Source organism: Aporhodopirellula aestuarii (assembly GCF_023701485.1).
GTDB classification, from domain to species: domain Bacteria; phylum Planctomycetota; class Planctomycetia; order Pirellulales; family Pirellulaceae; genus Rhodopirellula; species Rhodopirellula aestuarii.
In genome coordinates this window covers 384,477-399,495 of record NZ_JAMQBK010000060.1, presented here as the reverse complement: position 1 = coordinate 399,495, position 15,019 = coordinate 384,477, and the positions used below count along the sequence as shown (strand labels likewise).

At 57.0% G+C, this 15,019-nt stretch carries 6 protein-coding genes; 2 read left to right on the top strand and 4 right to left on the bottom strand.

Annotation, left to right across the window (positions count from 1 at the left end; translation table 11 throughout):
* Positions 1–69: 69 nt before the first annotated feature.
* Together NB063_RS22085 and NB063_RS22080 are read right to left on the bottom strand one after the other, a co-directional pair.
* On the bottom strand, positions 70–2,505 hold the full coding sequence (locus NB063_RS22085) for a TonB-dependent receptor (RefSeq protein ID WP_250931048.1): 2,436 nt from the start codon (positions 2,503–2,505) through the stop codon (positions 70–72).
* 362 nt (positions 2,506–2,867) lie between these two features.
* Positions 2,868–8,090 (bottom strand): protein kinase domain-containing protein, encoded by a 5,223-nt coding sequence (locus NB063_RS22080; RefSeq protein WP_250931047.1) that lies wholly within the window; start codon positions 8,088–8,090, stop codon positions 2,868–2,870.
* A gap of 441 nt (positions 8,091–8,531) precedes the next feature.
* On the opposite strand from NB063_RS22080, the gene NB063_RS22075 reads away from it, so the two are divergent.
* Entirely contained in the window at positions 8,532–9,800 is a 1,269-nt protein-coding gene (locus NB063_RS22075; RefSeq protein ID WP_250931046.1) for an aminoglycoside phosphotransferase/kinase family protein, read from the top strand.
* Positions 9,801–9,887: 87 nt separating this feature from the next.
* A complete protein-coding gene (locus NB063_RS22070) occupies positions 9,888–12,680 on the top strand; it encodes a protein-disulfide reductase DsbD family protein (RefSeq protein WP_250931045.1) in 2,793 nt (930 codons plus the stop codon).
* 152 nt (positions 12,681–12,832) lie between these two features.
* Here the strand turns inward: NB063_RS22070 and NB063_RS22065 are convergent, their stop codons facing one another.
* Both NB063_RS22065 and NB063_RS22060 read right to left on the bottom strand, forming a co-directional pair.
* On the bottom strand, positions 12,833–14,044 hold the full coding sequence (locus NB063_RS22065; RefSeq protein WP_250931044.1) for a hypothetical protein: 1,212 nt from the start codon (positions 14,042–14,044) through the stop codon (positions 12,833–12,835).
* Positions 14,045–14,264: 220 nt separating this feature from the next.
* Positions 14,265–15,014 carry a phytanoyl-CoA dioxygenase family protein gene (locus NB063_RS22060; RefSeq protein ID WP_250931043.1) on the bottom strand — a complete coding sequence of 250 codons (750 nt, stop codon included), beginning with the start codon at positions 15,012–15,014 and terminating at the stop codon, positions 14,265–14,267.
* Between the last annotated feature and the right edge of the window lie 5 nt (positions 15,015–15,019).

Here is a 15,019-nt window from a genome sequence, read left to right as displayed (position 1 = left end):
AGTGACTCATTGGAAGACCATGCGTTCGATCCGCCAACCGCGGACGTCTTGTGAGACGTCCGCCCCGGCTTAGTAGTCAACCTCGACACCGAAATACGGCGTGATCCCCGGCGACAAGACGACTGTCTCGCCGAAACCACCGTCGGCAGGCAGTCGCAGGTTGAGGTGTTCGTAGTAAGTTTGATCGAACAGGTTTTGTGCACCCAAAGTGATATTCACGCGATCACTCGGTCGCACATAACCTCGCAGGTACGAGGTCACAAAACTGGGAGTGAACGATTCCATCTGGATCGGATCCGTTGCCGGCCCGACCGGTCGTAGGAAGGCAAGACGGTTTTGCTCATCGACGATCCGCCATCCCCATTCCAGACCCCAACTACTGTCGGGCGTTGAATTACTCAACCGCAATCCGACACGTCCCTCGAGTGGGAAAATCCCCGGCAAGGGTTGATCAATTTCTTGATCGGTACCTTCGAGGTACGTGAGGCTGCCGAACGATTGCAGGCCCTCGCAAAGGTCCGCTTCGAGGTAGCTCTCAAAACCAAAAAGTGTTGCCTGGTCCGTATTGACCGCTTGCAACAGCCGCGCTCCGAGCGGATCGAGAATCGCGTTGACGGCATACGTGTTGTAGTCCGCGATCCAGGAGTGGAAGTAACTCACACGTCCGCGGACGTTCTCGTATTCGACATCGAGGCGTGTGTCGAGTTGCACGTTGCGTTCTTTATCAAGTTCCGGGTTACCAATGACTCGGCTGAACCCGCTCTGAACGACCGCGAGAAACAAACCATCGCTGTAGCGGTCCGTCAAATCGGGCAAGCGTTCGGCATACCCGACGCCGACACGTGTCGTATAGTGCTCGGACAATTCAATGTCATTGGTAAGGTACGCCGAGAGCAACGTGTCGGACGAATCGAGGTCGCGGTTGATGTTGCCACTGATGTCTTTGAAATTCGATTGTGCCTGCAGGTCATTGCCATCGGCGTTAGTCGATGCGAACGCAACCCGTCCGCCCATTGCCACGGTCCAAAACGGTTTCAAGTCGGCGGCGACCTCAGCGTAAAGTCCCGGATCGACGATTTCAGATGTCGGCAACCCGGTTTGAAAGCGTGGATCGGCGATTCCGAACTCGCTGATGTCGTAGAATTCGTTGATCTCCTGCTGGACGTATCGCAGATCGGTCCCCGCCCCCCAGGAATAACCGTTGCCCGGATCGTTTGTCATTCCGGCACGGAATCCCGCCGTCGTCAAATCACCAAACACGTCGCCGTTGAAGCGTGCTCCTGGGATTGCGACACCTGGAGCGGCCAGCAATGCCGAGTCGACTCGCTGCAACACGGGAAAGTCATTTCGTCGCTTTCCTGACAAGTCCGTGTCACCGTCGAATTCCGTGTTGCTGACCCAACCATCGACGCGCCATCCGAATCCCGTGACTTCGTTGCGGTGGATGAAGCTGTGAGTGAGCCCGTAGTGATTCAGCGCATCGACATCAAAGAACTGTCCCGCGTATTCGGTTTCCCCTTGATCGAGCAAACTGAACTTGGTCTCCATTCGTGTGAACTCGCCGATGTCACGTCCGAACGCTGAGAACAGATTGAGCGCCTCGTAACTCGAAGGAATCGCCAAGCCATTGCCGGCTTCGTAGTCGGAACCTTTCCGATAGCCGAGGTTGACGTAGTAGCCACCCTTATCGGCACCACCCATCAACGTCGCGGTGTTGTAAGTTTGGCCACCGTTGGGCCGCACCTGAGTTCCCAAACGGAGGTGATTCTCGGCGCCGTTCTCGTATCGCGGAGTCGGAATTGAGTCGACGTTAATGAATGAAAAACCGCTACCGTATCGTAGACCGTAAGGACCACTGATCACCTGCGAGGATCCTATCAACGACTGATCGACCTTGGTCAAAATCGCATCAAGGTCAGGCCGCACCGGTGCCAGATAGGCACCGTCCATCATCGTGTAAACTTGCCCGCCATGGTAACCACGTACCCGTGGATCCATCGCAATCGGACTGCGCTGCTGTGTCTTGACCGTCGGGGCTGTTGATGATTGGGCAATCGTTTCGGCGACATCCGGTTGGCTCGCCAAACTGAACGTACTGGCGGGGATCACTTCGATCGGAGCAGTCGTTCCGATACCGGTATCGACGCGGCCTGTGATCGCCTCCACCGCTTCGACTTGCGCCGGCGTGTTAAGCGTTGTCGCAGCGGAACTCGACAATTCAGGCTGGAGCAATTCATTGAGGTTGCTCAAATCGAGACTCTGTTCGGTACCGGCATCGTCGCGTCGCAACGAGGTTAAACGGTCGCTTGTGGACGAAAAATCGGTCGGTTGACTGATCTCACGAGACCCCGTTTCAATTCCCTGCATGAGAGCAATCGTGCCCGATTGTCGGGCAGAATAACTCTCGGCGAATTCGAGAAAATCGAAACGAGGCTCTTCCGCGGCGGCATTTCCGCCCGCGTAGGCCATCATCAAGAATGCAAATATTGTGGTGCGTCGTCGCATCGAGACGGTCCCCCCCGGAACCCAAGAAACTCCGCCAATTGACCGTCCAATCCGGCCAGATGGTTGTCTAAGGGGAGGGAACCCCACCCCTATCAACTTCCGATCGGTTATTCCGCCTGTACCGATGAAACGAATCGGACGAATTTGAGCGATTCACCCGAATCGAGCGAAGATACGAAAGACAGGCAAGGTTTGCGGCCAGGTGTATTTGTCGCCGCGTGGATTTTGCGACAACGTTTTGGCCAAGTGAAATCAGCCAATACGCAGCCTCTCATAACGAAGGCAGCGGATTGGGATTCGCCGATCAGATCGCCTGAGCGGGACACCGAACCGCCGCGAGGCCATCAAGAGCCACGCCCGGTTTACTCCGGCGGCTTCAACTGCGGCAGAACCTGCTCGATCGATGTGATCACGTACTTCTCATCTTCGTTCGGCGGCGTATCCGCACTCTTAAAACTGGCCAGGGCAGCGAGCAATCGTTCGCGATCGGGCGTCGAGAGGAGCGGAAACTCTTTGATTAACTGGGTTCTGGCCTCGCCACTGAAACCTTGACTCGGTTTGAACACCGGACGGAAATGCCGTACCAAGCTTCGCCACGCATCCGCACGCACCTTTTCGTCGAGCTGCGATTCCCCGGGAGAGTCGAGAACATCGAGATAGCGTTTGACCCGCTTGGAAAGTTGAGCTTCGTTGATCGTTGCCGCGTTTGCCGACACGAACGCGGCATAGGTTCTGACCGCTTCGTCGGCTTCGATCTCCCTGAGTGACTCAGTAAGCGCCGCATCGAGCCGTTTCAAACACACCGTAGCGACCTTCGGATCCAATCGTGTCGGTCCACCAAGTGATTTCGGACATCCGGCGCGATTGAGATAGAACGAGATTTCGGCAATCTGTTGCGCGACCCGATTCGGATCACGCCTCATCTGTTCGCCGAATCGAGAAACCGAGATCGCCAAAACCGTTTCAGCAAGCCGTTCTTCTTCGCCGATCGAGTCCAAAATTCGGCACCGCAACACGAAAGCCTTCCACCAGGTCACGGGCACGTCAGATTTTTGCGGACCGGATAAAAGCTGCAAGGCATGACCGCGGTCGGCGAGATCCGTCGAGTCGGCCAAAATGTCTGCATACATGTATTCGGTTTCTTCGCGTTGATGAACGGGCACCTTCGCCGATCGATCTTCTTCGACCATGCCATAGGCGCGTTCGGCATCACGAAGCGCGTCATCGCGTTCGCCCAATCTCGCATGCAATTGGGCGCTCCATCCGAGCCACTCGATTTGCGATGGGAGCGGTGCGGAGGTGTCGAGATCACCAAGGTCTCTCATGGCGATCCGATATTGCTCAGCTCCCGCCAATCCGCTGTCGACAAATCGTTGACGACATCGCACGAGGCTATAGCGTGGTTGAAGAGATTGGCCCCATTCGGTCTTTCCTACCGCTTCGCTGAAATTGGCGATCGCTTCTTGAAAATACTCCGCCCGTTGGCCGTCGTCGAGAAAGGTGCAGTAATACGCGATGTCTTCGCAAGCGTTCCCCAAGGCCAAATAGGCAGGGTTCGTTTGGGTTGTCGCCGGCAATCGACCGATCATCTGCGTTGCCCGAATCGCACTCTTCCTCGCCGACAACAGCGTCTGGTATTTCTGCTGTACCTGTTGGCCAAACGCCAAATTGACTAGCAGGTTTGCATGCCGCCAACAGACACAAAAATACGCGTTGCTGGGTGGCTCATTTTCAGCCTGACTGATCGCCCGCCCCAATTCAGCAGCCGTCTTTTCGAGATCCAGATGAGTGATCTGTCCACTTGCCAGTCTCATGCGGGCTTGGTGGTAGATCGCAAACGCCTTGAGTATCGAAACGAGGCTCGAGGATGGTTCCAAACGTTCGGCACGCTTGATGTACGTCGCGAAATGTCGCAAATTGGCGTCGGTCCATTGTTGTTCGCGACGTTCCAACTGATCTTGAAAACACTCCGACGCACGGATCCAGGAACGGAATCGATCCGCCGGCGTTCGGGCCGCGTCATCACCAGCGATTGCGCTAAAGAACTCCTTGGCATCCAACTGACGAAGAGCCGCGTCAACGCTCTCTCCGGTCTCCTCGTTTGAAAGACGGGCGAGCTCTTCGCCGAGCGTCGTGAACGCGTCGGCGCGGTTCGCGTGGCGGCTGAAGCGATACAGCGACTGCGAATTCAGGCCCTTGGGAATCGTCCATCCGTTTGCCGAACGATTCGAGCGGTCAACCGCTGAGAGCACGCGGTGAGTCGTGGGGGCGATCACCTTTCGCACCCACGCTTGGTTCGGTTGACGATATCCCAAATCGACATCGAGCATCAACGAGGCTGCCGCGAGCATCATTCGTATCGACTCGACATTCAACTTCGCATCGGCAGGTTGAGATGCCGATCCGCCAGGCTTGCGAACCTGCCGCGCGATTTCAAATGCGATTCGAGCGAGCAACCGCTCTTCGGCCGATAGCGGTTTCGCGGCTGAGGCCTGCTGATTGCTCGCGATCATTTCCTCTAATCGCTCACGCAAACGCGGCGACAAGGTCGCCACGTTGCCGTGTTTGACAAGGGCAACGTGTGCGTTGAGCAATTCAACGGTCTCTTCCATCTCCGGCGACGGATCGCCATGCGGTTGGAGCCACCAACGGATCTGGTCGACCAGGTCTGCTTCAAACGCGTCAGGAAGATCGGCGACAAAAAAGTCATTTCTTCGCACATCCAATCGATCGACTGCCGCCTGCAACGCGGTATCGGCAATCCAGCGGCACCGAGACGCCCCAAGCACATCTCGTGAATTCGGTGAATCCGTTTGCAAATTGGAGATCCGTTCCAAGACCGCATCGGTATCGCCGCGATGCCAATCCGCCAGCATGCGGTGATAGTCTCGGATGATCGATCTCAACTCGATCGGCAATTCGCTGCAAGCGTCGTCCTCGGAAAGCAGTTGCGCCAACCTTCCACCCTCGCTTCGTCCGAGTCGGCGTTGTTTCGAGGCACTGAGTTCAGATCGGTAGAACATGCCGAGCGGCCGCTTCGCTCCGCTCAATCGTTCCGCAGAAACATTGACTTGTCCATTCTCGAATGCTTCCGGTGATGCCTCAATCATGGCAGTCGCGACCACCAACCGATCCAATACCTCGGGAATCGGTCCGGTCACCATTTCGCAGATCAAGCTAGCGGTTTGGTAAGCCGGTTCGGCTTGCGATACGGTACGGACTTCCGCTTTCTCCATCGAACGCGTGACAATTTCGTCGATCCAATTGGCGACGGCGACTGTCATCGAAGGTCGCCACGATGATTCGGTCACTTCGATCGCAGACTTGACAGGCTCCATCGCCGCCAACCCGATACCACTGATGATTCCATCCGACATCGCTTGGAATACAGCGAGCTGCGTGGCCAAGTTCGCGTCGTCGATCGCCGAGCGAGCAACTTCGCCTTGCAACGCCTTCTGTTTTTTGACGAACCCCGGCCAATCTCGATCGTCGGCGAATCGTTTGAGCTGGCCGATCGACGCTTCAACCGAAATTAATGGCCACGTCGCCGCGATCAGTTTCAGCGTTTCATTACCAACCGATTTTTCACGAAACGCCACTTCGATCTGAGCGAGGAAACCGTTCCTGCCGTCTCGCATCGCATTCCATTTGGACATCATCCAAGCTGCGATTTCCTCGGTCCGATTCAACTGCAACGCATTCTGAGCTCGCGCGACGTCGGCGAGCCGCGAAGGTTCGACGAAATAACCAGGATCAGCGTTCTCGGTATCATGCGTCAACGCAACCGCCACGGCCTTGGAGACAGTCGCCTTCGGGTCAACGATCTCCGAAGGCGTCTCTAGTTCGCTCGCCAACGTTTCACGTATTCGTGTCATCGCCTCAGGATTAGGCTGCAGAGCCGACACACCAGTCAATAAGGCGAGTTGCAACCGCGCCAGATCGAGTGCGGATTGCAATCGTAGACCGTCGGCGGACGTTTGAGAAACCAATGCGGCAGCATCCGAACCGAGTTTCGTTTGCAGCACTTCCACGTCTTCGAGGATCAAACCGCCCATCAAGAGTTCACCGTTGTCATCAAAACGCGGCGTCTCCAGCTGTTCGAGGATTTCGTCGGCGAGTGCACTCGACGTCTCGGTGGCGAGCGATCGATACTCCTGGTCCTGACGAGCATCGGTGACATCCAAAATCCCTTCGCTCAGTTTGTCGAGGCATTTCCGGAGTGTGAATCGAGACTCCGAATAGGTTTGCGGTGTGGCGTATTTCTGCCATTCCGCGGCGGCTTCCGCATAAGTCTCCTGGGGCGACTTCCCGGTCGAAGGCAACAACGCGGCAACGCCGCCGGCGATGGCGATGGCGAGCACAACACCACCGATCGCGACCCAGACGGGATTCAATCCACCGACCTTGTCCACCCCGGCGGCCACGGCAAGCGCATCGACAAACTCGACACAGGTTTTGTACCGCTTTGCCGGATCTGAACGCATCGCCTTGCGGAGCACCTTCCGCTGCGCCGAAGGAAGACATTGCAAATCAAAAGACTCGCTCGCCTTTTGTGTCAATATTTTGAGTGCGGTCGTGGCACTGAACGGCAACAGCCCCGTACGCAGTTCGAAATACGTTACCGCGAGCGAGTATTGGTCGCCTGTTTTGCTGTAGGTTTGTCCGTCGAGAACCTCGGGTGCACCATAGGCGGGCGACGCAAACGTTTGATTGGTAAAACGCACATCTCCTTCGATCTTGTTTGCTAGACCAAAGTCACAGACCTGTGCTTCACCACCAACCAAAAGGATGTTTTGGGGCTTGATGTCTCCGTGCAAAATTCCGTGCTGCTCGATAAGCGCATCGATCGCCTGTGCGGAGGAACGCAGATAACGAATTGCCTCCTTCGCATCGAGACCACAGACCGCGGCGGACTTCTTGGTTAACCCGTGTTCCCGGCGGACCTCTTGCAAACGATCATTCAGCGTGCCATCGCCGAGCCCCATAACGATAATCAACTCTTCGGCGTGAGTCGGATCGTCGGTGCGCGAGTGGAACGGTGGGGGCGGGGCTTCCTGCTGCGGGGCCGGCGAAGGAGTACCTTTGCTTGCACCGGAGTCGGTGACGATCGTGTTATAGATCAGCGAGTCATCGTCGGCAGCAACGTTCGTTTTGTCCGCGTTCTCGGCGGATTCATCGAGATTGTCGAAAGGCCGTGTTTCGGTGATCGAATTCAGAACGGGCGAGTCGAACGGATCGAGCGACGATGGCGGCTTCCGCATCGGACCGGTTTCGAGACTCTCGTTGTCAGGATCGAGCGTTTCGGTTTCGTCATCCCGGAGCAAACGTCCCGAACTGTCGCGAACCCAGAAACTATGGACGGGACAGAGATTGGGATGGCGGACGTTGCGGATGGTTCGCAGTGCCTTCAGTTCTTTGCGTCCGCCAATTTTGTGCAGCTCGACGACTTTGAGCGCAACCTGCGTTCCCCCAGCCGCTCGGGCGATCCATACCTGACCGGAAAACCCCGCACCCAATCGACGGACCAGGGTGTAGCCCGGCACGATTTCTTGACCAGCCCGATAACGACTCGTTGCAGCAGACAATGCGGGGACCTAACGGGGCGTACGCCTCAGGGAACGAGAAAATATCCATTCAGTTTAACGAGGCAGACACGCCGTCAAGGCAACCAAGCCCAGTTTCACGGTGGATCACCGCTGGCACGGTTTCGACTGCCGTGGACCTCGACACGGACCCGTGAAATGGATGCGAGCTGCAAATCGTCTCAACGGTCGTTTTGCCCGGTTTCACCGACTAGTCTCGAAACAGCGTTATGCGTCCGCCCAGCGTTCTCGATCGCAATCGGATGATGGACCTGATTCTAGTTGCTAATCATTGCCGATGTCGGCATTGTGCCGCCAGGGCGATCCGAACGTTGATGGATGCGTTTTCGTAGGGTGGTTGGAGGTACAGGAACGGTTCCGTCGTTCGGGCCGACGAAACTATGATGACGTCGATTCCGCCCCCTCTTTCCGCCTGATTTCAAAATGTTCTCGCACGACGATCTCCTATCGATTGCATCGCAGTGGCTGAAGTCAAGCGACGCGACATCAGTTGGGTCGAGCTTTCGAGTTTCACCCGTCCAATCCGGGTTCAGTGGCGGGCACGTTTTCCGCATCGACGAAGTCCGTGACGTCACTCCGCCAACCGCGTGGGCGTTGAAAGCGTGGCCGCCGTTGATCTCCAGCGAACGAATGGCCCGAATCGCCGAACGAATCGTCCAGGCGTCGCAAAATTGTGAATTGCTCGCCCCCCCTCTGCCACGCTTGAACAGCCCCTCGACGTCGGTCGAAGCGATCGGATTCCGATGGGAGCTAGCGAGATGGATTGCCGGCACGCCTTTGCCCGCCGACGCGGGCGACGAAGAAATCGCGAGCGGAGGCAGGGCAATTGGGCGGATCCACCAAGCCTTCAATGACAACTCGCTGGAGGAAAGTTCACCTCGCCTACTCCCGAGTGACGCCGACAATTGGGCGCCGGCGGCGAGTCCAACGCCTCAAATCCCTCGCTGTCTCACCGATCGAATGGACCGCTTGGTTCGTCTCTCAAGAATCGTTTCGCCCCTCACCCAAACCAAACTTTCGGTCGACAGTCTGGCCACTTCGCTGGCCAGCCGACTGGGCGGCGAAAAGCTCGGGGATCCGGCCTCCGATTTTAGGTGCCGGCAACTGGCCGAGTCGTTGGGCGAGGCAGCAGTTTGGTTGGGCAGATGCTGGAATGTCGTCGTTCCACCACTGATCGATCGATTGCACACGCATACGCGTGACCCCGAGCCGCATCCAACCGCATGGGTGCTCCGCGACGTTCACCGAGAACATATTTTGTTCAGCAGCGCTGCTGAACACGCACCGGCAAACAAGGTCACATGCGGCAAAGCGTCCTTCGGCGACTGCGCCCTCGGTGGCCGACAAGTCCTAGGCGTGTTCGATTACGACGCCGTCGATGTCGACAGCCCGGCAGCGGATCTCGCCCGCTGGGCAGGTGATTTCGGAGCGATCGACGCATCTGATCTGAGCGAAATCCGAGTTCCCCGAAGCTCCCCTCTGGAGGCGACTGTGGCGGGATATCGATCAGTTTGTCCATTTTCTGAGAGGCAGTTTGATGTCGCGAAGACGCTTATGGAAGTCAATTCGGTGGGAGGGCTCGCGAATTGGTTGGTTTGGCTGGTTGCGGAAAATAGACACTTTCCGGTAACGGCTTCGCAAATCCAAGGCCGGATTATTCATTTAATCGCGTCAGTCTGCCGAATCTGTTAAGATTCTCGGCCACTTTTCAACTCTTGTTCCGTTGTTCGCGAAGCGGTTTGTCCTTTGCTATCGAATCCGTCCTCGATGAAAACCCAGATGATGACTCAATCGAACTTGAAGCGTTCCCCTCGCTGGCTCACATGGGTGAGTTCGGTCCATCGGCCCCTGCTGCTTACAGCCGCGATTTGCTTGACCGCACTCGCAATTGGGCCGGCGTCGCTGAGTTCCACGGCTTCTGCCGCGCCGGCGGACGGGCAGGACACTACGGGATTGTTTCCGAATTTGTCATTGGGGCGATATGGACAAACCGACGTCGGCGGCTTTGGACAAGAAGAACCCGCGACCGTCGAAGCGAATTATTCTGCGGTCGAAGGCAAATCCGACGTCGTGGTGCTGCAGGTCACCGTGTCGATGCAACCGCCATGGCACATCTACTCGCTCACCCAACCCAAAGGCGGCCCGTTACCGACAAAGCTGACACTCAAGGCTCCCGATTCGCTGAAGCTGATCGGTAATTGGCAAAGCGACTCGCCACCAAAGAAGAGTGTTTCTGAAGAGTTCGGCGGGCTCACGATTGAAGAACACGACGATGAAGTCACTTTCTTCGCGCCCGCCCAAATCACCAATGGTCAATCGGCTGACTCGATCGGCGATGTTCAAATCGAGATCAGCGCCCTTTCATGCATCTCCGGTGGCGCCTGCCAACCACTCGACGAAACGTTGACCGCTAGCTTCAGCGGACCAACCCCAACGGACCTGGCAGCCGCGGTTGCCGGATCGATTGGTGGCGAAACGATTGTCGCCAGCGGCACGACGTCGACGAAGAAGAAAGTCGACGCATCGCACATTCCTTTGTTCCGTGACGGTGATTATTCGATCTCTTGGCGGGCTTACGTTTCAACGCCCTCGGTCGAACCCGGTGGGCAAGGCAAGTTGGTCTTTGTCGCAATCCCAGAAGGTGAATACCACATCTATCCGGGTGTCGCCGGTGACAAACCCATGTCGACCAACTTTGCGATCGCTGACAAATCCGGTGTCCGGATCGCAGCACCGACCACGGACTCCAAAATCATTCGGGAAGAACCGATTCCCGGTCTCGTCAACGAATACCACCACGGCAAAGTCACCTGGACGATGCCGTTCGAAATCCCCGCCGATGCTCAACCGGGCGAAAAAACGATCCATGGCGGCATCGCGTATCAAGCTTGCACGGCACAAAATTGCTTGATGCCAATGGCATTAAGCTTCGATGCCACCGTCAATGTGGTCGCCAGTAGCGGAGCGGCAAGCGACATGGCGTCTCAACCGGCTCCGATCGCTTTGCAAGCGGCAAAAGCCAAAGAAATCAAGACCCTCGCTGCCGACACTTCGTGGATCGACACGATCACTCCAGTGAGTACCCCGGTGGTGACGCCAGAGCCCAAACCGGTGACGCCAGCTACTGAGACCCCCGAACCGGAAACGCCCAGTAGCACGTCACGCGATTTACTGGCGATGGAACCGGCAACCGCCGATCCGGTCCAATCAACGGAAGTCGATCCATGGGCCGAACTCGATGCGACAGCGTCAGATGTCGTCGGCGGCGAAGGGGACGGGGAATCGGAGACCGCGATGAGTTTCCCAGTGATCCTGGGATTGGCGTTCATTGGCGGGATCATTCTGAACTTCATGCCGTGCGTGCTTCCCGTGGTCGGCTTGAAGGTGATGAGCTTCGTTCAACAAGCCGGTTCAGATCGCAAACGCGCGTTCCTTTTGAACTTCTCATACTCCTCCGGCATCATGGCGATCTACGTCGGACTCGCGGTCCTGATGGTGGTCTTCTCGATGGCGTGGGGTGAGATTTTCACGCACTTCGAAGTGCGTATCGGACTGATCGTGCTGATGTTCGCGATGGCGTTGAGCTATTTCGGTTTCTGGGAATTACCGGCACCGGGAATGGCGTCGAGCAAAGGTGCTCAGGAACTGCAACAACGCGAAGGGTATACCGGAGCGTTCTTCAAAGGCATGTTCGCGACGGTACTTTCGACGCCGTGTAGCGGCCCATTCTTGGGCGGGATTTTTGCGTTGATCGGCGGCAGACTACCGCCCATGCAATCCACCCTCGTGATCTTGGTCGTCGGGATTGGCATGGCGATTCCCTATATCATCATGGGTATCTGGCCGCGTCTGATGGCTTGGTTGCCGAAGCCGGGTCCGTGGATGGAAACGTTCAAGGAGTTTTTGGCGTTCCTCTTCCTGGCAACCGTGGCGTTCTTCTTCTATTCGTTCAACGATGAAGACAAACTATGGGTGTTTGTCACCTTAATCGGCGTTTGGTTCGGTTGTTGGATCATCGGCAAAACCCCGTCGTGGCAAACGATGCAGCGGCGTGTGCTCGCCTGGGCATCGGGAGTCACCGCGGCCGTTGCGATTTCGCTGCTCGCATTCCAGTTCCTCGGGCCGATGACCGAGGCTCAAAAGGCGGAAACCGAATTGATCGCCTGGGAACCTTACAACGAAGTCAGATTGCAAGAACTTCAGTCCGAAGGCAAAACCGTTTTGGTGGACTTCTCGGCGAAGTGGTGCGTCAACTGCCTCGTCAACTTGAAGGTCGCGATCGATACCGAACCGACCGCCGAGCTAATCAAAGAACTCAACGCGGTTGCGATGTATGCCGACTGGACCGACCGTGATCCGGAGATCAAAGCCAAACTTGAGGAACTGCAGAGCAAGTCGATTCCGCTGCTGGCGATCTATCCTGGCGCGAATCCCGAGCAACCGATTCTTTTGCGAGACTTAGTCACGCAGCAGACGGTACTCGATAAACTTCGCGAAGCGGGTCCAAGCCGTGGAACAAAATCGGTCGCAGCACGCAAGCCCGCACAAGAACTCGTTCCTGCAACGCGGTAACGGCCCCAGCCGTCAATTGCTTTCAAGGTGTTTTAACGTTACGGCGTGAGCCGTCCGGTAACGCGGAACCGGACGGCTTGCGCCGTTCCGCTACATTTGAAATCCCGCAGTAATTAACAGTTGCCACACAGATCAAGCTTGATCGATAAAGATCAGCGTTGGTTAGCCCGGATAAACGGTGGCTGCCAACTCGGCGCCAACGTCGCGTCGTCGATGGTGACTCCCGCTTCGATCAATCCGTCGTGATTGACCAACGGGTTATCCGGAATGCGATCGAGGGATTCACTCGGCAAGAAACCGACATGGCCGTCTTCGTAGAGAACGTTGATCCCACGACCACCGTGGCTCAACAATGTCATGCGGTAGGCAGGGTCATCGAGGCTGTTCGAACGAACATTGACTCGTGTGATTGCCGCATCGCTCATTACCGCAAACTGGGATCGACCTTGGAAACGCGGTGAAGAAAAATGCTCGCCCTCACGTACTCCGAGCGTGTAGGCGAAATGCCCACCAGCGGTCATTTGAATCCAACGCAGTCGCTCAATCGCACGCATCATCCGATCGGTCGCGTTATCGTCGCGCAACGCCTCGTCACTGGCCAATGACAACTCACGGCCAACTTCGTCGAGCATCCGCAACGACACCAACATCGGCGTCTTGGTCTCGGCCATCGCCGGCGTCAACGTCGACTGTGAGGCCCAGGTTGTTTCCCAAAGCTCGTCACGATCGATCGAGGGGCAAAACGTTTGCTCAGGACTGCTGAGCAGCCCGGCCTCTTGCAAACGGGGTGCGTACACGCCCGCGAACGCTTGATATCCATCGGGAGCCACCGACGGCAAACGTGACTGTGCATTGCGACTGGCGAACTGCGTCATTGCAACGCCGAGTTCTCGCAAGCGATCCTGACAGGCCGCCTTGCGAGCGGCGAATCGGCCTTCGAGCAGCGGCGGAATGGAGATCGCGACCAGAATCGCTGCGGCGGTGAGCGAGGCTCCCCAATCGCGCAGACTCCACGTCGTCTCGCCACCTCCTTCGCTCGTGCTGCTGAGCGACAGTTCCCCGAATATTCGTTCTCGCTCCGTCGTGGTGCCATCCACCTCTTCGAACAGGTGATCCACGTACTCTGTTTCCCCTGACGGGCCGCTCGAGGGCGGCAGAGGGGGGAGATTCGCGAGGGTCCGCGAAACCAGATCGATCGGGGGTGTCTCGTCGGCGTCGTCCGCCTCCTCAAGACGCTCGAGCAAACGTTCCAGTTCCGCCAGTTCACGTCTGGCTTCCGCGTCCTCACGCAACCACTGCTCCACCCGACGCATCTCGTCAGGCTCAAGAGCACCGAGCAGATAGCCGAGTAAATCTTCTTGCATCGGCAAGTCAACCTTTCAACGGCGGGAGAAACGGGGACGGAAGAAAAACAGGCCTTCAACGTGGCACCCGAACTGTACGGCGATGCCCGCGAACCGGTTCACCGCACAGCGTTTTTCCATGTCAAGCGGCCCTTTTCTGATTCGACGACTGCGGAATTTCCAGCGAATTCGGCAATGCGGCGGAACGTCGCGACCATGGGCGCAGCCCGTTCCGGCAGCCTTAGCCGAAATCCAATTTCTTCGCCGTGTGCCATTGGTATGGCTCCGGAAGGATATCCTGCGGGGCGATTTCGAGATGCAAAACCCGACGCTGGAGCTGCGTTTTCGGATCCGATGAGTGCGACCCATGGCTCAGCAGAGGACGCATCGCAAACACGTCGCCCGCACGGCAAAAAATCGTTTGCGGTTCCTCACCCACATACTGTTCGGCGGCCGGATCGTTCGTCGGATCCTCTATCGTTTTCGACGGCACGATGTGCGATCGCGGCACCACAAAGACCGCTCCGTTGTCCGCTTTCATCGGATCGAGATGCAGCCGCAACGTCAACATTCGGGCGAGCACCTCGTCGGTCGCCTCCACGTGGGCCACGCCCGCTTTCAAGGTCGGCTTTGAAAATGGCGTCGGAGGATCATGATGCTCCTTCACCGCGATCGTGCGGTCTCGATGCAGCGACAACGCCCAGCCTTGTCCGGGCGGTTTGTCAAAAAACAGCACCCGCACCACGCACGCGTTGGCGCCTACGTGCTCACGGATCATACGAGTGATGCGATCACTAGCAATCCAGTCTTTCCACAGCGAATCGTGTTCGATCAGGTTTCGACCGCCTACGACGCCGCCTTGCCGGTTCTCAATTCGACCCGCCTTGTTCGACGCCAAAATCGATACGATCTCACTACCGATGCTCTCGCAATCTTCTTCAGTCACCACCTCACGGAGGATTCGATATCCGTAGCGTTCAATCAACTTCATGGATC